Origin of the sequence: Amycolatopsis sp. NPDC051716 (assembly GCF_040681595.1) — a bacterium.
GTDB lineage: Bacteria > Actinomycetota > Actinomycetes > Mycobacteriales > Pseudonocardiaceae > Amycolatopsis.
This window is the reverse complement of record NZ_JBFAZA010000016.1, coordinates 17,097-40,501: the sequence shown is the minus strand read 5'-3', so window position 1 is coordinate 40,501 and position 23,405 is coordinate 17,097. Positions and strand designations below refer to the sequence as shown.

Annotated in this window: 21 protein-coding genes and 1 pseudogene; 17 read left to right on the top strand and 5 right to left on the bottom strand. The window is 71.9% G+C overall.

All coding sequences use genetic code 11. From position 1 onward, the window contains the following. Positions 1-118: 118 nt before the first annotated feature. The 4 genes and pseudogenes from AB0M30_RS22805 to AB0M30_RS22790 all read left to right on the top strand — a co-directional run. Positions 119-1,411: pseudogene (locus AB0M30_RS22805) on the top strand (thioesterase domain-containing protein); the annotation flags it as partial. Continuing rightward, the gene (locus AB0M30_RS22800; protein WP_364586686.1) at positions 1,411-2,988 is read left to right on the top strand and encodes an acyl-CoA carboxylase subunit beta; all 1,578 of its coding nucleotides are present in this window, start codon (positions 1,411-1,413) and stop codon (positions 2,986-2,988) included. The pseudogene AB0M30_RS22805 and the gene AB0M30_RS22800, both read left to right, overlap by 1 nt. 9 nt (positions 2,989-2,997) lie before the next feature. Then, a complete protein-coding gene (locus AB0M30_RS22795; RefSeq protein WP_364586683.1) occupies positions 2,998-3,972 on the top strand; it encodes an alpha/beta hydrolase family protein in 975 nt (324 codons plus the stop codon). 30 nt (positions 3,973-4,002) lie between these two features. Then, the gene (locus AB0M30_RS22790) at positions 4,003-5,211 is read left to right on the top strand and encodes a lipase family protein (protein WP_364586680.1); all 1,209 of its coding nucleotides are present in this window, start codon (positions 4,003-4,005) and stop codon (positions 5,209-5,211) included. Positions 5,212-5,270: 59 nt separating this feature from the next. On the opposite strand, the gene AB0M30_RS22785 is transcribed toward AB0M30_RS22790, so the two are convergent. Both AB0M30_RS22785 and AB0M30_RS22780 read right to left on the bottom strand, forming a co-directional pair. After that, positions 5,271-5,930 (bottom strand): cutinase family protein, encoded by a 660-nt coding sequence (locus AB0M30_RS22785; protein ID WP_364586677.1) that lies wholly within the window; start codon positions 5,928-5,930, stop codon positions 5,271-5,273. Between the two features lie 177 nt (positions 5,931-6,107). Next, on the bottom strand, positions 6,108-6,797 hold the full coding sequence (locus AB0M30_RS22780; protein ID WP_364586674.1) for a TetR/AcrR family transcriptional regulator: 690 nt from the start codon (positions 6,795-6,797) through the stop codon (positions 6,108-6,110). Positions 6,798-6,937: 140 nt separating this feature from the next. Between AB0M30_RS22780 and AB0M30_RS22775 the strand changes: the two genes are divergently transcribed. From AB0M30_RS22775 to fgd, 8 genes are all read left to right on the top strand, one after another. Then, a complete protein-coding gene (locus tag AB0M30_RS22775; protein WP_364586670.1) occupies positions 6,938-8,152 on the top strand; it encodes a helix-turn-helix domain-containing protein in 1,215 nt (404 codons plus the stop codon). A 78-nt stretch (positions 8,153-8,230) separates the two neighbouring features. Beyond that, positions 8,231-8,998 carry an SDR family oxidoreductase gene (locus tag AB0M30_RS22770; RefSeq protein ID WP_364586667.1) on the top strand — a complete coding sequence of 256 codons (768 nt, stop codon included), beginning with the start codon at positions 8,231-8,233 and terminating at the stop codon, positions 8,996-8,998. Further along, positions 8,995-9,873 (top strand): SDR family oxidoreductase, encoded by an 879-nt coding sequence (locus AB0M30_RS22765; protein WP_364586665.1) that lies wholly within the window; start codon positions 8,995-8,997, stop codon positions 9,871-9,873. Before AB0M30_RS22770 ends, AB0M30_RS22765 begins: the two co-directional genes overlap by 4 nt. Further along, positions 9,873-10,613, top strand: a complete 741-nt coding sequence (locus AB0M30_RS22760) for an enoyl-CoA hydratase family protein (protein WP_364586662.1) — start codon at positions 9,873-9,875, stop codon at positions 10,611-10,613. The genes AB0M30_RS22765 and AB0M30_RS22760 overlap by 1 nt, the downstream gene beginning before the upstream one ends. Next, a complete protein-coding gene (locus tag AB0M30_RS22755; protein WP_364586659.1) occupies positions 10,603-11,466 on the top strand; it encodes a CoA-transferase in 864 nt (287 codons plus the stop codon). Before AB0M30_RS22760 ends, AB0M30_RS22755 begins: the two co-directional genes overlap by 11 nt. After that, positions 11,463-12,194 (top strand): CoA-transferase, encoded by a 732-nt coding sequence (locus AB0M30_RS22750; RefSeq protein WP_364586656.1) that lies wholly within the window; start codon positions 11,463-11,465, stop codon positions 12,192-12,194. Before AB0M30_RS22755 ends, AB0M30_RS22750 begins: the two co-directional genes overlap by 4 nt. Next, positions 12,191-13,246, top strand: a complete 1,056-nt coding sequence (locus AB0M30_RS22745) for a nitronate monooxygenase (protein ID WP_364586653.1) — start codon at positions 12,191-12,193, stop codon at positions 13,244-13,246. The genes AB0M30_RS22750 and AB0M30_RS22745 overlap by 4 nt, the downstream gene beginning before the upstream one ends. 7 nt (positions 13,247-13,253) lie before the next feature. Next, a complete protein-coding gene (fgd, locus tag AB0M30_RS22740) occupies positions 13,254-14,255 on the top strand; it encodes a glucose-6-phosphate dehydrogenase (coenzyme-F420) (protein ID WP_364586650.1) in 1,002 nt (333 codons plus the stop codon). A 2-nt stretch (positions 14,256-14,257) separates the two neighbouring features. On the opposite strand, the gene AB0M30_RS22735 is transcribed toward fgd, so the two are convergent. From AB0M30_RS22735 to AB0M30_RS22725, 3 genes are read right to left on the bottom strand one after another with little or no spacing between them, the layout of a single operon-like run. Beyond that, the gene (locus AB0M30_RS22735) at positions 14,258-15,409 is read right to left on the bottom strand and encodes an acetyl-CoA C-acetyltransferase (protein WP_364586647.1); all 1,152 of its coding nucleotides are present in this window, start codon (positions 15,407-15,409) and stop codon (positions 14,258-14,260) included. Between the two features lie 8 nt (positions 15,410-15,417). Continuing rightward, positions 15,418-16,179 (bottom strand): SDR family oxidoreductase, encoded by a 762-nt coding sequence (locus AB0M30_RS22730; protein ID WP_364586644.1) that lies wholly within the window; start codon positions 16,177-16,179, stop codon positions 15,418-15,420. After that, positions 16,176-17,321, bottom strand: coding sequence for an acyl-CoA dehydrogenase family protein (locus tag AB0M30_RS22725; RefSeq protein ID WP_364586641.1), 1,146 nt, complete (start codon positions 17,319-17,321; stop codon positions 16,176-16,178). The genes AB0M30_RS22730 and AB0M30_RS22725 overlap by 4 nt, the downstream gene beginning before the upstream one ends. A gap of 82 nt (positions 17,322-17,403) precedes the next feature. On the opposite strand from AB0M30_RS22725, the gene AB0M30_RS22720 reads away from it, so the two are divergent. Genes AB0M30_RS22720 through AB0M30_RS22700 form a run of 5 tightly spaced genes read left to right on the top strand, consistent with a single transcriptional unit; the run spans position 17,404 to position 22,871 of the window. Continuing rightward, positions 17,404-18,936: a FadD3 family acyl-CoA ligase gene (locus AB0M30_RS22720; protein WP_364586639.1), complete on the top strand. Its 1,533-nt coding sequence runs from the start codon at positions 17,404-17,406 to the stop codon at positions 18,934-18,936. Then, the gene (locus tag AB0M30_RS22715; protein ID WP_364586636.1) at positions 18,933-19,778 is read left to right on the top strand and encodes an enoyl-CoA hydratase; all 846 of its coding nucleotides are present in this window, start codon (positions 18,933-18,935) and stop codon (positions 19,776-19,778) included. The genes AB0M30_RS22720 and AB0M30_RS22715 overlap by 4 nt, the downstream gene beginning before the upstream one ends. Beyond that, entirely contained in the window at positions 19,778-20,908 is a 1,131-nt protein-coding gene (locus tag AB0M30_RS22710) for an acyl-CoA dehydrogenase family protein (RefSeq protein WP_364586633.1), read from the top strand. The genes AB0M30_RS22715 and AB0M30_RS22710 overlap by 1 nt, the downstream gene beginning before the upstream one ends. Further along, positions 20,905-21,825 carry an acyl-CoA dehydrogenase family protein gene (locus AB0M30_RS22705; RefSeq protein ID WP_364586630.1) on the top strand — a complete coding sequence of 307 codons (921 nt, stop codon included), beginning with the start codon at positions 20,905-20,907 and terminating at the stop codon, positions 21,823-21,825. Before AB0M30_RS22710 ends, AB0M30_RS22705 begins: the two co-directional genes overlap by 4 nt. Further along, on the top strand, positions 21,822-22,871 hold the full coding sequence (locus AB0M30_RS22700) for an acyl-CoA dehydrogenase family protein (RefSeq protein WP_364586627.1): 1,050 nt from the start codon (positions 21,822-21,824) through the stop codon (positions 22,869-22,871). Before AB0M30_RS22705 ends, AB0M30_RS22700 begins: the two co-directional genes overlap by 4 nt. Positions 22,872-23,405 lie beyond the last annotated feature (534 nt).

Below are 23,405 nucleotides of genomic sequence, written 5' to 3'. Positions count from 1 at the left end.
GGGTGCCGGGTCGGTGGACCTCGCCGGAGCGGCTGCGCCGGTGGGTGCCGGGTCGGTGGACCTCGCCGGTCCCGTTGCGCTGGCGGATGTCGGTTCACAGGGCCTCGCTGGGCTTGCAGCGCCGGTGAGTGCTGGTCCACAGGACTCCGCCGGACCCACTGCGCTGGCGGATGTCGGTCCACAGGGCCTCGCTGGGCTTGCTGCGCCGGTGAGTGCTGGGCAGGTGGACTTCGCCGGGCCCGTTGCGCTGGCGGATGCCGGTCCACGTGACCTCGCTGGGCCCTCAGCTCCGGTGGGTGCCGGGTCGGCGAACCTCGCCGGACCCGCTGCGCCGACGGATGCCGGTCCCCGCCACCTCCCCGGCCGGACGGACCCTGCCGCGCTGGCCATCACCGGGCCGCGGGATCCCGCCGAACGCTGGGTGGCCCGACACTGGCGAACCGTCCTCGGCGCCGAACCCAGCGTCCACGAGCACTTCGGCGGCGACCTCGCGCAGGCCCGCCGGCTGCGGGCGATCTTCGCCGAGCACCTCACCGCCGTTCCCGGCCACGACCGGCTCTTCGCCACCCCGACCGTCGCCGGCATGGCCGATCTCCTGCGGGCCGAGCTCGAAGGGCACGGTGGCGGGCCCGTGCGGCTGCTGCGCGATGGTGTCACCGGGCCGCCCGTCTTCCTCTTCCACCCGGCCGGCGGCACCGCGAGCGTCTACCGGGAACTCGCCCGGCTGCTCCCCGAAGGCCCGCCGGTCTACGCGTTCGAACGCCTCGACGAACAGCACACCGTCGAAGGCAAAGCCGCCCGGTACGCCGAGCTGATCCGGGACATCCAGCCCGCCGGCCCCTACCGGCTGGGCGGCTGGTCGTTCGGCGGCTGTCTCGCCTTCGAGACCGCACGTCACCTGGAAAACGCCGAACTCGTCTTCCTCATCGACACCATCCTGCCGCTGCCCGCCACGGGCACCGCGGCCGACGCACTGCTCGACCGCTTCGACCGGTTCGCCGGCCACATCTCGCGGACCTACGGCGTGCCCTTCGACGTTCCCCGCGAAGAACTGGCGCGGCTGGACGAGGACGCGCAGATCCGCTGGGTCATGGCCAAGCTCGCCGAGCAGGTGCCGGACATGGGCGCCGGCGTCCTCAAGCACCAGTACGCGTCCTATGTGGACGCGCGGGTGGCCGAGCGGTACACGCCGGAGCGCTACGACGGCCGGGTGGTCCTGCTGCGCGCTCAGGACCCGCATCCGCTCACCACCGCGCTGGACCCGCGGTACCTGCGCACCGACGACGCGCTCGGCTGGGACGCCCACTGCGGCGCCCTCGAAGTCGTGCGGGTGCCCGGCGACCACGTGTCGATGATCGATCCACCGCACGTGGCCGTGCTGGCCGAACGGCTCGGGGCGGTGGTGCGGTGATGGACGAACTGACCCCGACCACCGCCTTCCGGATCGCCGATCTCGCCGCCCGGCAGGACGAAGCCGTGCGGATCGCCGAAAAGCGGGCCGTCGACCGGCAGCACGCCAAGGGGAAGCTGACCGCGCGCGAACGGATCGGGCTGCTGCTGGACCCGGGCTCCTTCGTGGAGGTGGACCAGTTCGCGCGGCACCGGTGCGCGGAGTTCGGAATGGACGCGAACCGGCCGTGGGGCGACGGCGTCGTCACCGGGCACGGCACCGTCGACGGCCGCCAGATCTGCGTGTTCTCCCAGGATTTCAGCGTCTTCGGCGGCAGCCTCGGCGAGGTGTCCGGGGAAAAGGTCCTCAAGCTGATGGACCTGGCCATGACCATCGGCTGCCCGGTCGTCGGGATCAACGACTCCGGCGGCGCCCGGATCCAGGAAGGCGTCGTCTCGCTGGCGTACTACGCCGAACTCGGCCGCCGCACCGCGCACGCCTCCGGGGTCATCCCGCAGATCTCGATGATCATGGGCCCGTGCGCCGGCGGGGCGGTCTACGCACCCGCGATGACCGACTTCACCGTGATGGTCGACGAAACCTCGCACATGTTCGTCACCGGCCCGGACGTCGTGCACGCCGTCACCGGTGAGCGCGTCACCGCGCAGGAACTCGGCGGGGCGGCGGTGCAGAGCGAGGTCGCCGGCAACGCCCACCACCGGGCCGCCGACGAACAGGACGCCGTCGACTGGGTGCAGACGCTGCTCGGCTACCTGCCCGCGAACAACCTCGACCCCGGGCCCGCGTACGCCGACGAAACCAGCCCCGGGCTCACCGCCGCCGATCTCGAGCTCGACCGGCTGGTACCCGACTCGCCGCACCAGACCTACGACATGGCCGAGCTGATCGCCGCGCTGGTCGACGACGGCGAGTTCACCGAAGTGCACAGCGCCTTCGCGCCCAACATGATCTGCGCCTTCGCGCGGGTGCAGGGCCGCACGGTCGGCGTCGTGGCGAACCAGCCGCGGCACCAGGCCGGCGTGCTCGACATCGACGCGTCGGAAAAGGCCGCGCGGTTCGTGCGCTTCTGCGACGCCTTCTCGATCCCGCTGCTCACCCTGGCCGACGTGCCCGGCTACCTGCCGGGCACCGAGCAGGAGCGCGGCGGGATCATCCGCCGCGGGGCCAAGCTGATCTACGCCTATTCCGAGGCGACCGTGCCGAAGGTGACCGTGGTGGTCCGCAAGGCCTACGGCGGCGGCTACGCGGTGATGGGCTCCAAGCACCTCGGCGCCGACGTCGTGCTGGCCTGGCCCACCGCGGAAATCGCGGTGATGGGCGCCGAAGGCGCGGTGCAGGTGCTCTACCGGCGCGAGCTGGCCGCTCTGCCACCCGAAGAACGGGAGGCCGCCCGCCGCCGGTTCACCGACGAGTACCGCAAACGCCACGGCGGCCCGTACCTGGCCGCCGAGCGCGGGTACGTCGATCAAGTCGTCACGCCGTCGCAGACCCGCCTCCAGGTGGCGCGGGCCCTGCGGATGCTGCGCACCAAACGCCAGAGCCTGCCGGCCCGGAAACACGGGAACATCCCCCTCTGAGGAGTCCATATGAAGCGGATCGCCTTGCTGGCGCTGTCCGTCGTCCTCCTGATCGCCGGTGCCGGCGTGGCGCCCGCCCAGGCGAGCCCGGCCGTGGCCGACGACGGCGCGAAGGTCGTCCAGGAGACCTGGGTGGACGCCCGGACCGTCGACCTGCAGATCAGCTCGCCGGCCCTGGGCACCACCGGGATGGTGCGGCTGATCGTGCCGTCCGGCTGGGCCGCGCAGCCCACGCGGACCTGGCCCGTGCTGTACCTGCTGCACGGCTGCTGCGAGCCGGTCGACTACCGCTCGTGGGACCAGTTCACCGACGTCAAGGCGTTCACCGCGGCCAAGGACGCCCTGGTCGTGATGCCGACGGACGGGGCGGCCGGGATGTACACGAAGTGGTGGAACTTCGGCCTCTGGAACACCCCCGACTGGGACACCTTCCACACCGCCGAAGTGCGCCAGATCGTCGAGCGCGGCTACCACGGCGGCACGCGCCGCGCGGTCGCCGGGCTGTCGATCGGCGGGTACGGCGCGATGGCGTACGCGTTCAAGCACCCGGGGATGTTCGGCGCGGCCGCGTCCTACAGCGGGGTGCCGAACACGCTCTACCCGGGACTGCCGGTCTGGATCATCAGCATCCTGGCGCGCGCCGGCGTCTACAACTACCTCAACCTCTGGGGCGACGCGTTCGGCCTGCCGGCGATCTGGTCGGCGAACAACCCCTACGACCACGTCGACCAGCTGCGCGGCACCGCGCTCTACGTCTCCTGCGGCAACGGGCAGACCGGCCCGCTCGACCCGCCGAATCAGGCGGACTTCCTGGAGTCGACGGCGGAGATGTCGTCCCGCAGCTTCACCGACCGCCTGCGGACCGCCGGGATCCCGGTGACCGTCGACTACTACGGGGCCGGCACTCACAGCTGGCCGTACTGGCAGCGGGCCTTGCACCAGTCCTGGCCGGTCCTGGCCGGCGCGCTCGGACTCCCGGCCTGAGCGCATTCCCTTTCCCCGATGGAGGTTGTGGTGAAGCATGCCCGATGTCGTGCCGTGCTTTCGGCGCTCCTGACCTGCTGCCTGGTGGCACTGGGCGTCGCGGCCGCGAGCCCGCCCGCCGGCGCGGCACCCCTGCTGCCCGGACCGTTCGACGACTCCTTCTACACCCCGCCGTCGCCACTGCCGGCCGGGAAACCGGGTGACGTCATCCGGTGGCGGCCGGCGGTGCCGTTGCTGAACGCCCTCAACGCCGACGCCTGGCAGGTCATGTACCTGTCGACCAACGCGCTGGGGAGCCGGAACGCGGTCACCGGGACGATCCTCGTGCCGAAGGGCGTGGACCCGGCCAAGGCGCCGATCGTCGGCTACGCGGTCGGCACGCAGGGCCCGGCGTTCAAGTGCACGGCGTCCAAGGCGATGGAACGCGGCACGCTGTACGACCAGCCCGCCATCAACGACTCGCTCTCCAGCGGCTACGCGGTCGCGGTGACCGACTACGAGGGCTATTCGCCGGCGACCGTGCCGACCTACATCACCGGGCAGTCCATGGGGCCCGCGGTGATCGACTCGGTGCGGGCGGCGCAGGATCTGCCGGCCACCCGGCTTTCCCGGGGTGCCAAGGTGATCTTCCAGGGTTACTCGCAGGGCGGCGGTGGATCGATGTGGGCCGGGGAGAAACAGCCCACCTACGCCCCCGAACTGAACGCCGTCGGCGTCGTCGCGGGTGGGGTGCCGGCCGACCTGACCGAAGTCGCGAAGGGCCTCGACGGCTACCTCGGCTTCGGGTTCCTGGCCTTCGCCGCGGTCGGGCTCGATGCCGCGTACCCGGAGCTGAGGCTGGATTCCTTCCTCAACGACACCGGTCGCCAGCAGCTGGCCGACGCGAAGAAGAACGCGTGCACGGCGGAACTGCTGCTGAACTACTCCTTCAAGAAGATCAGCGACTTCACGACGTCGAACCCGCTGGGGACACCGCAGTGGCAGGCGCGGCTGGCGCAGAACAAGCTCGGCGCCCACCCGCCGCGGGTGCCGGTGTTCCAGTACCACGCGAGCACCGACGAGATCGTCAACACCCCGCAGGCGGAGGCGCTGCACCGGGCGTACTGCGCGGCCGGGGTGCGGGAGCAGTGGACCACCTACGTCGCCGAACACGCCACCGGAATCCTGGCCGGCAACGCGGATGCGCACCAGTGGATCGTGAAGCGGTTCAACGGGGAAACCGCCCCTTCGAACTGCTGAGGAAATCCGGGAAGGCCACCTCGGATTTCCGAGGTGGCCTTCCCGGATATTTCGTGGAATCAGACCTTGCCCGCGACGAACCCGGCCGCGTCGTTGGCCTGGTTGCCGTAGCTGAGGTGGGCCAGGATGTTGGTGCCGCCGAACTGGCAGATCGGGTCGCCGAGGGCGCAGTAGTCCTTGGTGCGGCTCTGGTAGGTGCCCGTGACCGAACGGCCGATCGCGCGGATCGGGTTGCCGAACAACACGATGGCCGCGATCCGCGGCGCCAGGTCCGCGGGGATGGTGGCGACGATCGGGCCGCCGACGACGGCGCCGTCGCTGCTGATGCCGATCGAGTTGTCGACGACGTTGGCGCCCTGGGAGTAGCCGACGAGGACGAACCGCTGGGACGGGCAGGCCGCGGCCTGCGACCGCACGTGGTTGACCAGGTCGGTGTTGCCGCGCTGCACCGACGCCGGTTCGCCGAGGTCGGCCGGGTAGTCGACGCGGTAGCTGCTCACCGACCGCGGGCGCAGCCGGCTCTGCACGGCCGAGAAAACCGGGTCGCCGACGATGAAACCCAGCGTGCCGGGTTCGCCCGTGCCGCGAGCCACCGGGACGTCGATGTCGGTGCACGGCGCCGCCGAAGCGACCGGCGCGGCGGCCACGGTGAGCCCGGCGACGGCGAAGCCCACCGCGGCGGCGGCGGAAAGCAGGCGTTTCTGGGGGACGCGAATCATGGCTGATCACACCTCGTTGTGGGAAAAGGGGTCGGCAAGCGCTTTCCGTGGGGGACGGAAATGCATGCGGCGCTTGCGGTGATCGCAGCGTCGCAGTGGTTGCCGAACCCGGCAAGAGGTGATTTCCCGGTGCGCCGGGAATTGTTCAGCCGGTGACAAACGGTCCGAGGTGGACGCTCAGGTGGCGCACTGCCCGGCCGGGTGCGGAGCCCCCGAAGGACGGTCGAGGCGCTCCAGCAACGCGGGATCCAGCCCGCGCAGCGCGGCCATCACGAACCCGGCGGCCAGCTCACCCGCGGCGATCGGGTCGAGCCCGGGGGAGTGGGACACGTGCATCGCGGCCCGCCCGACCAGGCCCACCATCATCGCCCCCAGCAGGTCCGCGCCGGGGCCGACCGGGCGCCCGTGGGCGAGCAGGTGGTCCCGGACCTGGCCGACCACGTGGGTGGCGATCGAGTCGGCCAGCGCGCGGCGCTCGTTCGACATCTCGTCGACGGCCGAGTCGAACAGCAGCCGGAAACTCTCCGGGTGGGCGCCGGCGTAGGCGAACATGGCCATCACCGACAGCCGGACGCGCTCCTCCAGGGGGCGGTTGTTCGCCGTTTCGTACGCGCTGATCACCCAGGCCCGCAGCGCGGCGACCTCGCGCCGGACGGTGGTGCGGAACAGGGCCGCCTTGTCGCCGAAATGCGCGTAAAGCGTGGGCTTGGTGGAGTCGGCGCGGTCCGCGATCAGCCCCATGGTGGCCTGGGCGTACCCCCGCTCGGCGAACACCGCGCGGGCGGCGTCGAGCAGCTCGTCGTCGGTGGGCCGGGCGGCCGGGCTGCGGCGAGCGCTGGATCGATCAGGAGGACTCTGCCGGCTCATGGAGGTGTACTGTAACGGCTCCTTGCTTTACTGTCCGGTAAAGCACGCTCCGTGATATCCGGGGCTTCGCCCCGGCCGGGGGGTCCGCCACCCGGACCCCCGAAGAGTTGCGATCGCCGTCCCCCGGTGGAGGAACCCTGGTGTCCCGCGACAGTGCCCGTCAACCCGTCCCCGCTCCCCGGGACGCCGGCGACGAGGTTCTCCGGCGCAAAGAGCTCGCCGCGCTGATGCGTCCGGCGCTCCCGGCGCTGGTGGACGGAATCGTCCGGGAGGTGCTGCGGGCCGTCCCGATCTACGCCCGGCCGGGCGACGGGACCTACGGCCGCAAGACCCGGCACGGCGTCGAGTGCGCCGTCGCGCTCTTCGTCGACCTCGTCGAGGATCCACTGGCCTCGCGCGACCGGCTGTACGAGACGTGCCGCCGGCTCGGCGCGGGCGAGGCCCGCGAAGGCCGCACCCTCGACGACCTGCAGGCCGCCTACCGGGTGGGCACCCGGGTCGGCTGGCGCTGGATCATGCGGCTGGGCCGGCGGCAGCGGCTGTCCTCCGCGGTCATGGCGCAGCTGGCCGAGATGCTGTTCGGCTACGCGGACGAGCTCGCCCGGATGTCGAGCCGGGGGCACCGCGAGGCGTGGGCGGAACTCGAGGGCACCCGGGCGGGCCTGCGGCGGCGGCTGCTGCGGCTGCTGACCGGCCCGGGTACGATCCCGGACGCGGTCCTCGCCGAGCTCGCGTCGGCAGCGGGCTGGCCGGTGCCCCGCGAGGTGGCGGCGGTGGCCGCCGAGACGACGGTGAGCACCTCCTGGGGCTCCGACGTCCTCGCCGACCTCGACTCCCCGCAGCCGCACCTGCTGGTGCCCGCCCCGGTCGACGCGCGGACCCTGACGCGGCTCGGCACCCGCGTCGCGGTCGGGCCGCCGACGGACCTCGGCGCGGCGGAGCACTCCCTGCGCTGGGCGCGCACCGCGCTGCGGCTGGTGGCGGACGGCGCGCTCCCGGACCGGCCCGTGACCTGGTGCACCGACCACCTCACGGACCTGTGGCTGCTGTCGGACTCGCCGCTGGCCGAGCAGGTCGCCCGGCAGGAGCTGGCCCCGCTCGGGCAGTTCCCGGAGCGGACCCGCCGCCGGCTGGGCGAGACCCTGCTGTCCTGGCTGCAGAACGGCGGCAACTCCGAGAAGATCGCGGTCGACCTTTCGGTGCACCCGCAGACGGTCCGCTACCGCGTGCGTCAGCTCAAGCAGGCCTTCGGTGAGCGCCTCGACGACCCGGACGCGCGGTTCGCCATGCAGGCCGCGCTGCGCGCGTCGGGCCTGCGGGTCACCCGGAACGAGTTCTCCTCTCCCGACGAGTAGGCGGCTTCCCGGCTCGGCTCCCGACCTTGTCCCCAGCGAGAACATGTTCTAGTTTTGGGGACGGAAGGTGGTGCGCCGGTGAAAACGGAGCTGGGCTTGGCCGGGACGGTGGTCCTGATCACCGGGGGCGTCCGCGGCGTGGGCCGGGGGATCGCCGACGTGTTCCTCGCCCACGGGGCCCGGGTCGTGGTCTGCGCCCGGCGGGAAGCGCCCACCGAGGCGGAGTTCGCCGCGTGCGACGTCCGCGACGAGACGCAGGTGGCGGCGCTGGTCGAGGGGATCGTCGAGCGGCACGGCCGCCTGGACGTGGTGGTGAACAACGCCGGCGGGGCGCCGTACGTGTCGGCCGCGGAGGCGTCGCCGAGGCTGCACGAGAAGATCGTGCAGCTCAACCTGCTGGCGCCGCTGCTGGTCGCGCAGCACGCCAACGCGGTGATGCAGCGGCAGGATTCCGGCGGCTCCATCGTGATGATCTCCAGCGTGAGCGGCACCCGTCCCTCACCGGGAACGGCGGCTTACGGCGCGGCGAAGGCCGGGCTGGACAACCTGACCGCGAGCCTGGCGGTCGAGTGGGCGCCGAAGGTGCGCGTGAACGCCCTGGACGTCGGGATGGTGCGGACCGAGCAGGCGCACCTGCACTACGGCAGCGAGGCGGCGGTCGAGGCGGTCGGGAAGACCGTCCCGCTCCGCCGGCTCGCCGAGCCGGCGGAAATCGGGCACTGCGCCGCGTTCCTGGCCTCCGGCCTGGCTTCCTACGTGTCCGGCGCGACCTTGCGCGTGCACGGCGGAGGTGAGGTCCCGGCGTTCCTCGCCGCGGCCGACGTCAACCATCGGGAGGATTCGTGAGCGGGTTGTGCCAGGACCGCGCGGTCGTGGTGACCGGCGCCGGCCGCGGCATCGGACGGGCGCACGCGCTGGCGTTCGCCGCCGAGGGCGCGCCGGTGGTGGTGAACGACGTCGACGGGGACGCGGCCGCCGGCGTCGTCGCCGAGATCGGGGCACTCGGCGGGAAGGCGGTGGCCGACACCTCGGACGTGGCCGACTGGGCCGGGGCCCGCGAGCTGATCGGCGCGGCGCTCGCGAACTTCGGCCGCTTGGACGTGCTGGTCAACAACGCGGGGTTCGTCCGGGACCGGATGCTGGTCAACCTCGCCGAGGACGAGTGGGACGCGGTCGTCCGCGTGCACCTGAAGGGGCATTTCGCGCCGTTGCGGCACGCTGCGGACCACTGGCGGGCCGAGGCGAAGGCCGGGCGGACGCCGAGTGCGCGGGTGATCAACACCAGTTCGGGTGCCGGGTTGCTGGGCAGTGTGGGGCAGGGCAACTACTCGGCCGCGAAGGCGGGGATCGCCGGGCTGACCGTGGTGGCCGCCGCGGAACTCGGTCGTTACGGCGTCACCGTCAACGCGATCGCGCCGGCCGCGCGGACCCGGATGACCGAAGCGGTGTTCGCGTCGATGGCGCGTCCGGACGAAGGTTTCGACGCGATGGCACCGGAAAACGTCTCGCCGCTGGTCGTGTGGCTGGGCAGCGCGGAGTCCGCGGACGTCACCGGCCGGGTGTTCGAGGTCGAGGGCGGGAAGGTTTCCCTGGCTCAGGCGTGGCGGCACGGCCCGGCCGTGGACAAGGGCGAGCGCTGGGACCCGGCGGAGCTCGGCCCGGTCGTGAAGGAACTGCTCGAGCAAGCGCCCGAGCCCGAACCGGTCTACGGAGCGAGCTGATGGGCATCCTGACCAAGCGCGACGGCCACGTCGAGGTCGTCACGGTCGACTTCCCGCCGGTGAACGCGCTGCCCGTGCAGGCCTGGTTCGACCTCGCCGACGCCATCACGCAGGCGGGTCGTGACCCCGAGGTGCACGTCGTGATCCTCCGTGCGGAAGGCCGGGGGTTCAACGCGGGCGTCGACATCAAGGAGATCCAGCGCAGCGCCGGGTATGACGCGCTGGTCGGCGCCAATCGAGGGTGTTACGCGGCTTTCGGCGCGGTCTACGACTGCGCGGTGCCGGTGGTCGCGGCGGTGCACGGCTTTTGTCTCGGCGGCGGGATCGGCCTGGTCGGCAACGCCGACGTGATCATCGCTTCGGACGACGCGACCTTCGGGGTCCCGGAAGTCGAGCGCGGCGCCCTCGGCGCGGCGACGCACCTGGCGCGGCTGGTGCCGCAGCACCTGATGCGCACGCTGTACTTCACCGCCCGCAAGATCACCGCGGCCGAACTGCACGCCCACGGCTCGGTCTACCAGGTCGTGCCGCGCGCGGAGCTGGACGAGGCCGCCCTCGACGTCGCCCGGGACATCGCGAAGAAGGACCCGAGGGTGATCCGGGCGGCGAAGGAGGCCCTGAACGGCATCGACACCCAGCAGGTGCACCGCAGCTACCGCTTCGAGCAGGGCTTCACCTTCGAACTGAACCTGCTCGGCGCGTCCGACGAAGCCCGCGAGGAGTTCTTGAATGGCCGATAAACGCACGACCGCCGACGACGTGGCGGCCGAGCTGGAGGACGGCATGACCATCGGGATCGGCGGCTGGGGTTCCCGGCGCAAGCCGATGGCGCTCGTGCGGGCGATCCTGCGCACCCCGGTCAAGGACCTGACCGTCGTCTCCTACGGCGGCCCGGACGTCGGCCTGCTCTGCGCCGCGGGCAAGGTGAAACGGGTCGTGTTCGGGTTCGTCACCCTGGATTCGATCCCGTACGACCCCTGGTTCGGCCGCGCCCGCGAGACCGGCGCGATCGAGGTCACCGAGTACGACGAGGGCATGTTCGGCACCGCGCTGTCGGCGGCGATGCAGCGGCTGCCGTTCCTGCCGACCCGCGCCGGGCTCGGCTCCGAAGTCATGCGCGCCAACCCGCACCTGCGCACCGTGCGCTCGCCCTACGACGACGCCGAAGAGCTCGTCGCGGTGCCCGCGCAGCGGCTCGATGTCGCGCTCGTGCACCTCAACCGGGCCGATGCCCGGGGCAACGCCCAGTACCTCGGCCCCGACCCCTACTTCGACGACCTGTTCGCCCTGGCCGCGGACAGGTGCTTCGTGTCGGTGGAGAAGGTCGTCGAGACGGCCGAGCTGACCGCGGGTGGACCGGTGCAGTCGCTGCTGCTCAACCGCGGTGCCGTCGACGGCGTCGTGGCGGCGCCGCGCGGAGCGCACTTCACCACGGCGGTGCCGGACTACGGCCGGGACGAGCGGTTCCAGCGGCATTACGCGGCCTGCGCCAAGGATCTCGACGCGTGGCCGGGCTTCGTGGACCGGTTCCTCTCCGGCGGCGACGAGCAGTATCTGTCCGAAGTGGACAAGTTCGAGGCGGAGGCGGCATGAGCGCGACCCGGGCCGAGATCGCCGTGGTGGCGGTGGCCGAGCTGTTCCGCGGCGACGGCGAGATCGTGGCCAGCCCGATGGGCTTCATCCCGCAGCTGGGCGCGAAGCTCGCGCGGCTGACGTTCGAGCCGGACCTGCTGATGTCCGACGGCGAGGCCTACCTGATGACGACCGACGGCGTCGTCGAAGGCTGGCAGCCGTTCCGGAAAATGCTGGACACGATCGTGCCGCACGGACGCCGTCACGTCGTGATGGGGGCGAACCAGATCGACCGGTACGGCAACCAGAACATCTCCGCCATCGGCGACCACGCCCGCCCGAAGAAGCAGCTGCTCGGCGTGCGGGGCGCGCCGGGCAACACCGTCAACCACCGCACCAGCTACTGGGTGCCCCGCCACTCCACCCGCGTGTTCGTGGACGCGGTCGACGTGGTGTCGGGCGTGGGATACGACAGTGCGGCGAAGGCGGGGCCGTCGGCCGAGAAGTACCACGACGTGCACCGGGTCGTTTCGAACCTGGGTGTGTTCGACTTCGCCACGCCCGATCACGCGATGCGGGCGGTGTCGCTGCACCCGGGCGTCACCCGTGACGAGGTCACCGCCGCGACCACCTTCGCGGTCGATCTGTCCACAGGGGAGACGAGCCGGGAACCCACCGCGGACGAGCTGCGCCTGATCCGGGAAGTGCTGGACCCGAAGAGCCTGCGGGACAAGGAAGTCCCGGCGTGAAGACGGCCCTGACCCGGCTGGTGGGGGTCGAGCACCCGATCGTGCAGACCGGGATGGGCTGGGTCGCCGGGCCGCGGCTGGTCTCGGCCACCGCGGAAGCCGGGGCGCTGGGCATCCTGGCGTCGGCCACGATGACGTACGGCGAGCTGGAAGCGGCGATCGCCGAGGTCAAGAAGCGGACGGAGAAGCCGTTCGGCGTGAACCTCCGCGCCGACGCGGCCGACGCCGGCGAACGCGTCGACCTGCTGATCCGCGAAGGCGTGAAGGTCGCTTCCTTCGCGCTCGCCCCGCGGAAGGAGATGATCGCGAAGCTGCGGGACCACGGGATCGTCGTCATCCCGTCGGTCGGCGCCGCCCGGCACGCCGAGAAGGTCGCCGCCTGGGGCGCGGACGCCGTCATCGTCCAGGGCGGCGAAGGCGGCGGGCACACCGGGGGCGTGGCCACCACCCTGCTGCTGCCCTCGGTCCTGGACACCGTCGACATCCCGGTCGTCGCCGCCGGCGGCTTCTTCGACGGCCGCGGGCTCGCCGCCGCGCTCGCCTACGGCGCGGCCGGCGTCGCGATGGGCACCCGGTTCCTGCTGAGCAAGGAGAGCACGGTCCCCGGCGAAGTCAAGCGCCTCTACCTCGAACAGGGGCTCACCGGGACCGTCGTCACCAAGCGTGTCGACGGCCTCCCGCACCGGGTGCTGCGCACCGACCTCGTCGAGCGGCTCGAACGCACCGGCCGGATCCGCGGCCTGGCGCAAGCGGCCCGCAACGCGCTGCGGTTCCGGAATATCACCGGACTGTCCCCGGTTGCCATGGTCAAAGAAGGCCTGGCGATGAAGCACGGCAACGATCTGACGTGGAGCCAGCTGGTCATGGCGGCCAACACCCCGATGCTGCTGCGGGCGGGGCTGGTCGACGGCCGGACGGACGCCGGAGTGCTAGCGTCGGGACAGGTGGTGGGCATGATCCACGACCTGCCCACGGTGGCGCAGATCGTCGAAGGCGCAGTGGCCGAGGCGGGTGAGATCCTGCGGCGGCTCGGCCGGCAAACGGGAGGATGAGAGAGCGGTGTTGAAGGTCGGATACAAGGCTTCGGCGGAGCAGTTCGGGCCGAGGGACTTGGTCGAGTACGCCGTCCGCGCCGAAGAGGTCGGCCTTGATTCGGTGTGGGTGTCCGATCACTTCCTGCCGTGGCGGCACGAAGGCGGCCACGCTCCGTGGGCATTGGCGTGGATGCCGGCGGTGGCCGAGCGGACGAAGCGGGTGCAGATCGGCACGAGCGTGCTGACTCCGACGTTCCGGTACAACCCGGCGGTGATCGCCCAGGCGTTCGCGACGATGTCGCTGCTGTCGAACGGCCGCGTCATCCTCGGGGTCGGCACCGGCGAGGCGCTGAACGAGATCGCGGTGTCGGGGCGGGAGTGGCCGGAGTTCAAGGAGCGTTTCGCCCGGCTGCGTGAGTCGATCAAGCTGATCCGTGAGCTGTGGACCAGCGACAACGTGAACTTCAAGGGCGACTACTACGAGCTGGTGGACGCCAAGATCTACGACCGGCCGGAGCAGCCGGTGCCGGTGTACGTCGCCGCCGGTGGCCCGGTCGTCGCCAAGTACGCGGGCCGGGCGGGAGACGGGTTCATCTGCACGTCCGGCAAGGGCATGGAGCTCTACACCGACAAGCTGATGCCGGCGGTCAAGGAAGGCGCGGAGGCGGCCGAAAAGACCGTCGAGGACGTCGACCGGACGATCGAGATCAAGCTGTCCTACGACCGCGACCATGAGAAGGCGCTGGAGAACACGCGGTTCTGGGCGCCGCTTTCGCTGTCGGCGGAGCAGAAGCACAGCGTCTCCTCGGCCGAGGAGATGGAGCGGCTGGCCGACGAGCTGCCGATCGACCAGGTCGCCAAGCGGTGGATCGTGGCGTCGGACCCGGACGAGGCGGTGGCGCAAATCAAGCCGTACCTCGACGCGGGCCTGAACCACCTGGTGTTCCACGGCCCGGGCCACGACCAGGAGCGGTTCCTGACCCAGTTCTCCGAGGACGTGCTGCCGAAGCTGCGCGCCCTCGGCTGAGTTCACAGCCGTTCGATGATGGTGACGTTGGCGGTGCCGCCGCCTTCGCACATCGTCTGCAGGCCGTAGCGTCCGCCTCGGCGCTCCAGCTCGTGCAGGAGCGTGGCGAGGAGCTTGGTGCCGGTGGCCCCGATCGGGTGGCCGAGGGCGATCCCGCCCCCGTTCACGTTGACCCGGCCGGGGTCCGCGCCGGTTTCGTCCAGCCAGGCCAGGACGACGCTCGCGAAAGCTTCGTTGACCTCGAATAGGTCGATGTCCTCGATCTTCAGCCCGGCGTTGCGCAGCGCGTGCGCGGTTGCCGGGATCGGGCCGGTCAGCATCCACACCGGGTCCGCGGCGCGCACCGACAGGTGGTGGATGCGGGCCCGCGGCGTCAGGCCGTGGTCCTTGACGAACGTCTCCGACGCCAGGATGGCCGCGCTCGCACCGTCGGAGATCTGGCTGGCCACCGCCGCCGTCAGCCGCGAACCCTCGCTCAGCGGCTTCAAACCGCGCATCCGTTCCAGTGACGTGTCCCGGCGCGGGCCCTCGTCGTGCCGGAAGCCGTCGACCGGGGCGATCTCGGCGTCGAACCGGCCTTCGTCGATCGCGGCGAGCGCTCGCCGGTGGCTGCGCAGTGCGTATTCCTCCATGGCCGCGCGGCTGATGTCCCAGTGCTCGGCGATCATGTCGGCGCTGCGGAACTGCGACACCTCGGCACTGCCGTAGCGCTCCTGCCAGCCCTTCGAGCCGGAGAACGGGTCGTCGAAGCCGTACTCGCGCCCGGCCAGCATCGCCGCGCTGATCGGGATGCGGCTCATGTTCTGCACGCCCCCGGCCAGCACCAGGTCCTGGGTGCCGGACATCACGGCCTGCGCGGCGAAGTGCACGGCCTGCTGGCTCGACCCGCACTGCCGGTCGATCGTCACGCCGGGCACGTGGTCGCCGAACCCGGCGGCGAGCCACGCGGTGCGCGCGATGTTGCCCGACTGCGGGCCGAGGGTGTCGGTGCAGCCCAGGATGACGTCGTCGACCAGGTCCGGGTCGACGCCCGCGCGCGCGACGGCGGCCTTGATGACGTGCGCGCCGAGGTCGGCCGGGTGCCACCCGGACAGTGCGCCGCCGCGCCGGCCGACGGGGGTGCGGACCGCGTCGAGGAGGAAGGCTTCGGGCACGGGGGCTCCTAGGGGTGCTGGCTGGAGACGGAGACGACTTCGCCGGTGAGGTAGCTCGCGTAGTCGCTGGCGAGGAAGACCATGACGTTGGCGACCTCCCACGGTTCGGCCGCGCGGCCGAACGCTTCGCGCTTGGTGAGGTCTTCGAGGAGTTCGTCGCTGGTGACCTTGGCGAGGAAGGGGTGCATGGCGAGGCTGGGGGCGACGGCGTTGATCCGGACGCCGTGTTCGGCGGCGTCGAGGGCCGAGCAGCGGGTGAGGGCCATGACGCCGGCTTTGGCGGCGGCGTAGTGGGCCTGGCCGGCTTGGGCGCGCCAGCCGATCACCGAGGCGTTGTTGACGATCGCGCCGCCACCGCCTTGGGCGACGAACTGCTTCAGGGCCGCGCGGGTGCAGCGGAACGTTCCGGTGAGGGTGATGTCGAGGACGCGTGACCATTCCTCGTCGGCCATGTCGATGATCGACTTGGTGCCGCCGAGCCCGGCGTTGTTGATCAGCACGTCGATGCGTCCGAAGTGGTCGACGGCGCCGTCGATGAGGGCTTGGACCTGGTCTTCCTGGGTGACGTCGCAGGGGATGGCGTGGACTTCGCCGAGTTCGGCGGCCTTCTCCTTGAGGCGGCGTTCGTGCCAGTCGCTGATGACGACGTGGGCGCCTTCTTCGAGGCAGCGTTTCGCGACGGCGGACCCGATCCCGGTGCCGGCCGCCGCGGTGACCACGACGACTTTGCCGGTGAGAAGGTCGTGGCCGGGTGGGTAGGACGGGATCACGGGCGGGCCTCCCGGGGCAGGCCGAGGACGCGCTCGGCGATGATGTTGCGTTCGATTTCGTCGGAGCCGCCGTAGATGGTGTCGGCCCGGGTGAACAGGAACAGCCGCTGCCACTCGTCGAGTTCGTCCCCGTCGGAGGTGAGGGACCGCGCACCGCGGGCACGCATGGCCAGTTCGCCCAGCCCCCGGTGCCACTGTGCCCACAAGAGCTTGCCGACGGCGACTTCCGGCCCGGCGGCCTGGCCGAGGGTGCGCAGGGCGTGGGCGCGCAGCACGCGCAAGCCGATGCGGGCGCGGGCGAGGTCGGCGCGCAGGAGCGGGTCGTCGTAGGTGCCGAGGCGTTGGGCTTCGGCGGTGATGTCGTCGAGTTCGCGGCGGAACCCGATCTGCTGGCCGAGGGTGGAGACGCCGCGTTCGAAGCCGAGGGTGGCCATCGCAATCTTCCAGCCCTCGCCGGGTTCGCCGACGACGAGGTCGGCGGGGGTGCGGGCGTCGTCGAAGAAGACTTCGTTGAACTCGGAGGTGCCGGTGAGCTGCTGGATCGGGCGGATGGTGACGCCGTCCTGGCGCAGGGGAACCAGCAGGTAGGACAGGCCGTGGTGGCGCTGCGAACCGGGTTCGGTGCGAGCCACCACGAAGCACCAGCCGGCCACGTGGGCGAGGGAGGTCCAGATCTTCTGGCCGTTGATCACCCATTCGCCGTCGCGCAGCACCGCGGTGGTGGAGACGGCGGCGAGGTCGGACCCGGCGCCGGGCTCGGAGTAGCCCTGGCACCACAGTTCCTCGACGGCGACGATCTTGGGCAGGAACCGCTGTTGCTGTTCCGGGGTGCCGAACGCGATGAGCGTGGGGCCGAGCAGCTGTTCACCGATGTGGTTGACCCGGGCCGGGGCCCCCGAAGCGGCGTATTCCTCGTGGAAGGCGACCTGCTCCGCCAGGGACAAGCCCCGGCCGCCGTGCTCGACCGGCCAGCCCACGCAGGTCCAGCCCGCCGCGGCGAGGTGGCGCTCCCAGGCGAGGCGCAGGTCGAACTCCTCGTGCTCCCGCCCCGGGCCGCCGAGGCCGCGCAGACGGGCGAACTCGCCGGTCAGGTTGCCGGCGAGCCAGTCCGCGACCTCACGGCGGAATCGCGACGGTTCCACGCACGCCTCCTTGCTGCCGGGCCGGTCCGGCACCTAGGGTAATGAGAACACGTTCTACTTTGTCGGTCCAGAGGAGGCTGTGGTGGGACAGACCACGATCCCGGCCGTCGTCCGTGATGCCGCCGCGAAGTTCGGATCCGCGGAAGCACTGGTCGACGGCTCGGTGCGGCTCGGCTACGACCAGCTTCTGGAACGTGTTCAAACGGTCGCACGGGCGTTCGCCGCGTGCGGGGTCCAGGCGGGCGACCGGGTCGCGGTCGCCCTGCCCAACACCTGCCACTGGGTCTTCGCGGCGCTCGGCGCCCTCTACGCGGGCGCGGCCCTGATCCCGGTCAACACCCGCTTCACCGCCACCGAAACGGTCGACCTGCTCGTCCGCGGCCGGGCCACGGCGCTCGTCGTGGCCGCCGACTTCCTCGGCACCGACCGCCACGCCGCGATCCGGGAGACCGGTGCCGCGCTGCCGGACCTCGGCACGGTCGTCCGGGTGCCGCTGCAGGAGCCGCACCGGCCGGTCGAGGGGACGCTGGGCTGGGACGAGTTCCTGGCCCGGGCCGAGCGGGTCTCGCCGGCCGAAGCCGAGGCGCGGGCGGACGCCGTCGGCCCGGACGACGTCAGCGACATCCTCTTCACCTCCGGCACCAGCGGCCGCTCCAAGGGCGTGCTGTCGGCCCACCGCCAGACGGTCGAGGTCGCCGCGGCGTGGGCGGACTGCGGCCAGGTCACCGCGGACGACCGGTACCTGGTGATCAACCCCTTCTTCCACAGCTTCGGCTACAAGGCCGGCATCGTGGTGGGCCTGCTGACCGGCGCGACGATCGTCCCGCAGGCCGTGTTCGACGTCCGCGCGGCGCTGAAGGCGATCGAGCGGGAGCGGATTTCCGTGGTGCCGGGCGCGCCGACGGTCTTCCAGTCGCTGCTGCACGAGCCGCGCAAGGGCGATCTGTCGTCGCTGCGGCTCGCGGTCACCGGGGCGGCCACCGTGCCCGCGTCGCTCGTGCGCCGGATGCGGGCCGAGCTCGGATTCGAAACCGTGCTGACCGCCTACGGCCTGACCGAAGCCGTCGTGGTGACGATGTGCCGTCCGGGCGACTCCGCGGAGCTCGTGGCGAGCACGTCGGGCCGGGCGACGGCGGGCTTCGAAGTGGCGGTCCAGGGTTCGCCGGGGGAGATCGTGGTGCGCGGGCCGAACGTGATGCTCGGGTACCTCGACGACCCGGAGGCGACGGCGAAGGCCGTCGACGAGCGGGGCTGGCTGCACACCGGTGACGTCGGCGAGCTCGACGCCGGCGGCAACCTCACCATCACCGGCCGGCTCAAGGACATGTACATCTGCGGCGGCTTCAACGTCTACCCGGCCGAGGTCGAACACGCCCTGACCGAGCTGGCCGGCGTCCGCGACGTCGCCGTCGTCGGCGTCCCGGACGAGCGGCTCGGCGAGGTCGGCAAGGCGTTCGTCGTCGGAGCCGGGCTGACCGAGGAGGCGGTCATCGCCTTCTGCCGCGAGCGGCTCGCCAACTACAAGACCCCGCGGTTCGTCGAGTTCCTGGACGAACTGCCCCGCAACGCTTCCGGCAAGGTGCTGAAGCGGCTGCTGACCGAGGAGACGGCATGAGTGAATCGGTGGTCCGCTACGAACGGCGCGGGCCGGTCGCGGTGGTGACGATGAACCGGCCGGAGTACCGCAACGCCCAGAACTCGGCCATGACCTACGCCCTGGACGACGCCTTCACCGACGCGGTGAACGATCCCGAGGTCAAAGTCATCGTGCTGGCCGGCGAAGGGAAGCACTTCTCGGCGGGGCACGACATCGGCACGCCCGGGCGCGATGTGGACGTCCCGTTCGACCGGCGGGCGGTGATGTGGTGGGACCACACCGATCGCGTCGGGGGTGATCAGCGGTTCGCGCGGGAGTCCGAGGTGTACCTGGGGATGTGCCGCCGGTGGCGGGAGATCCCGAAGCCGATGATCGCCAGCGTCCAGGGCGCTTGCATCGCGGGTGGGCTGATGCTGGCCTGGGTGTGCGACCTGCTCGTGGCTTCCGATGACGCGTTCTTCGCCGATCCGGTGGTGCGGATGGGCATTCCGGGGGTCGAGTACTTCGCGCACCCGTGGGTCCTCGGGCCTCGCGCGGCGAAGGAGGTCCTGTTCACCGGCGAGCGCTTCACGGTCCAGCAGGCGAAGGAATGGGGCATGGTCACCCGGATCGTGCCGCGTGCCGAACTGGAAGAGCGCACGCTGGAGTTGGCCGAGAAGATCGCCGGGATGCCGTCGTTCGGGTTGGCGCTGGCGAAGAAGGCGGTCAACCAGGCCGAGGACCTGATGGGTCTGCGGTCCGGCATGGACTCGGTGTTCGGCCTGCACCACCTCGCGCACGCCCACAACGCGGAGACCTCCGAGGATTCCCTCGGTGGGCAGTCCGCGCGGTCGATGCGCGACGCGAACAAGGGGGCCTGATGGACCTCGACATCGACGAGGCGTCGGCCGCCTTCCGGGACGAGGCCCGGGAATGGCTCGCGACACACGTCCGCTCGCTGCCGTCGATGGACACCGCGGAAGGCTTCGAAGCCCACCGCGCGTGGGAAGCCGAGCTCGCGGAGGCGCGCTGGTCGGTCGTGTCGTGGCCGGCGGAGTACCACGGCCGGGACGCGTCGATGCTGCAGTGGCTGTTGTTCGAGGAGGAGTACTACGCCTCGGGGGCGCCGGGGCGGGTGTCGCAGAACGGGATCTTCATGCTGGGCCCGACGTTGTTCGCGCACGGTACGCCGGAGCAGCGCGACCGGATCCTGCCCGCCATGGCGACCGGCGAGCAGGTGTGGGCGCAGGCGTGGTCGGAGCCGGAGGCGGGCAGCGACATCGCCGCGTTGCGCAGCACGGCGGTCCGCACCGGCGGCGGCTGGCTGCTGTCGGGCCAGAAGACGTGGAGTTCCCGAGCCACTTTCGCCGATCGTGCGTTCGGGCTGTTCCGGACCGATCCCGAAGCCCAGCGTCACCACGGCTTGACGTACTTCATGGCCGATCTGAAGGCCGAGGGGGTCACCGTGCGGCCGATTCCGCAGCTGGACGGTGAGCCGGGGTTCGCGGAGATCTTCTTCGACGACGTGTTCGTGCCCGACGAGGACGTGATCGGGGAGGCCGGGCAGGGCTGGCGGGTGGCGATGACGACGGCGAACAACGAGCGCGGGCTGTCGCTGCGCAGTCCGGGCCGGTTCCTCGCCGCGGCCGATCGCCTGGTGGACCTCTGGCGGTCCCACGGCGCCGCGGAGTCCACAAAGGACCGGGTGGCGGACGCCTGGATCGGGGCGCGTGCCTACCAGCTCTACACCTTCGGCACCGTGAGCCGCCTGACCGAGGGCGGCGAGCTGGGGCCGGAGTCGAGTGTGAACAAGCTGTTCTGGTCCCACCTCGACGTCGAACTCCACGAAACCGCGCTCGACGTCCTGGGCCCGGAAGCGGAGACGAACGCGGACTGGGTCGACGGCTACCTGTTCTCCCTCGCCGGCCCCATCTACGGCGGCACCGACCAGATCCAGCGCAACACGATCGCCGAACGGCTGCTGAAGCTCCCGAGGGAGGCCCGCCGATGAGATTCCTGCTCTCGCCGGAGCAACGGCAGTTCGCCGCGACGCTGCACGAGCTGCTGGGCGGGGCGGACACCGCGGCCGCCGCCCGGGCGTGGGCGGCGGGGGAGCACGACCGCGGCCTCAAGCTCTGGCACGCCCTCGCCGACGTCGGCGTCTTCGCGCTGCTGGTCGACGAGGAGCACGGCGGTCTCGGTGCCGGCCCGGTCGACCTGGTGGTCGCCTGCGAAGCGCTCGGCTACCACGCCGTCCCCGGCCCGCTCGCCGAGTCGGCCGCGGTCGCCCCGGCGTTGCTGACCGGGCACCGGCTCACCTCGCTGGCCGAGGGCGACCTCGTGGCCACCGTCGTCGCCCCGCCGGAAGTCCCCTTGGCTCTCGACGCCGACATCGCGGGCGTGGTCCTCGACCTGACCGGCGCGCACCTCACCGGCGCCGGGGCCGAGCCCGTTCGTTCGATCGATCCGCCGCGGCGGTTGTTCCGGGTCCCGGCCGCGGCCGGCCGGTCGGGCGGCCTCGCGTTCGACCGCGGTGTCCTCGCCGTGGCCGCCCAGCTCCTGGGGGCGGCCCAGTGGCTCCTCGACACCTCGGTGGCGTACGCCAAGCAACGCAAGCAGTACGGCCGGGCCATCGGCGAGTACCAGGCGATCAAGCACCTCCTCGCCGACGTCGTCACCCGCCTGGAACTGGCCCGGCCGCTGCTCTACGGCGCGGCCGTGGCCGGGGAGACCTTCGCCCGCGACGTCTCGGCGGCGAAGGTCATGGCCGGGGACGCCGCCCTCCTCGCGGCGCGGACCGCCCTGCAGGTGCACGGCGCCATCGGTTACACGGCCGAGCACGACCTCGGCCTCCGGCTGACCAAGGTCCGGGCCCTCGCCGGGGCCTGGGGGACCGGGTCGTTCCACCGCGCGCGGGTCCTCCGATGACCGACCCGATGGAGACCGAGGAAGCCCGGGCGCTGCGAGACGCCGTCCGGGCCCTGCTGACGCGCCGGTCGGGGCCGGAGGCGGTGCGGGCCGCGCTGGAGTCGCCGCTGGGCTACGACGACAAGCTGTGGTCGACGCTCTGCGAACAGATCGGCGTCGCTGCTCTGGCGATCCCCGAGCGCTACGGCGGCGCGGGCGCCGGACTCGCCGAGGCGTGCGTCGTGCTGGCGGAACTCGGCCGGACGCTCACCCCCGCGCCGATGCTCGGCTCGGCGGTGCTGTCGGCTCAGGCCCTGCTCCTGACCGGCAACGACGAAGCGTGCGAACGGCTGCTGCCGGGCATCGCCGCGGGCACGACCCTGGCCGCGCTGGCCTGGTCCGGCGCGGACGGCCGGTGGACACCGGCCCTGAGCGCGTCGGACGCCGGCCTCGACGGCCGCGCCTGCTACGTCCTGGACGGCGACGTCGCCGACGTCCTGCTCGCCGTGGCCCGCACCGACGACGGGACCGGCCTGTTCGAGGTGCCCCTCGACGGGGTCCGCCGGGAGCGGGTCACCAGCCTGGACCCGGGCCGGCGCCTCGCGGTCGTCGAATGCGCTGCGGCACCCGCCCGCCGCCTTGACACCGGCGGGTTCGCCGAGCCACTGCGGCAGCTGCGGGCCACGGCGACGGTCGCCGTCGCCGCGGAGCAGGTCGGCGCGGCCGCGCGGGCGTTGGAGCTGACGGTCGAGTACACGAAGCAACGCCGCCAGTTCGGCCGCCCGATCGGATCGTTCCAGGCGCTGAAGCACCGGATGGCCGACGTGCACGTCCACGTCGAGGCGGCGCGCTCGGCGCTCTACGCAGCCGTGGTGGACGGCGACGCCGAGGCCGTCGCGACCGCGAAGGTGGTGTGCGGCGAGGCGTTCGAGCACGCGGCCGCGGAGATGATCCAGCTGCACGGCGGGATTGCGATCACCTGGGAGCACGATGCTCACCTGTACTTCAAGCGGGCGCATGGGACCGCGCTGCTTTTCGGTGATCCGGGCTCGTGGCTCACCCGCTGAGCCGGGTGGTTGAGTCGGGTAGTGCGCGGTTGGCTTCGTCCGGGCCGCGGGTGACCAGGCGGCAGGCCGGGCAGGCGGCGAGGTGCTCGGCGGCCGCGTTCGCCGGGGATTGCCCTGCTTTCGGCGATCCGGGCCTCCGGCTCAGCCGGTGCGCAGGGTGGCCGGCCGGGTGGTTCGCGGTTGGCTTCGGTCAGGCCGCAGGCGACCAGCCGGCGGGCTCGGCAGCTGGCGAGGTGCTCGGCCGCGGGCTTCCCAGGCCCGCGGGATCAGCCGGTGAGCCGGGCGGCCGAGCCGGGTAGTTCGCGGTTCGCCTCGTCCAGACCACGCACGACCAGCCGGCAGGCCGGGCAGCCGGCGACGTGCTCGGCGACCGTGTTCGCCTGGGATCGCTCTGCTCTTCGGTGGCACCCGCGGGCTTCCCGGGCTCGCGGCCCAGCCGGTGAGCCGGGCGGCTGATCTTTCAGGCCGCGGGCGACCAGCGGGAGGCCCGCGAGCAGGCGAGGTGCTCGACGACCGCGTTCGCCCGGGACCGCC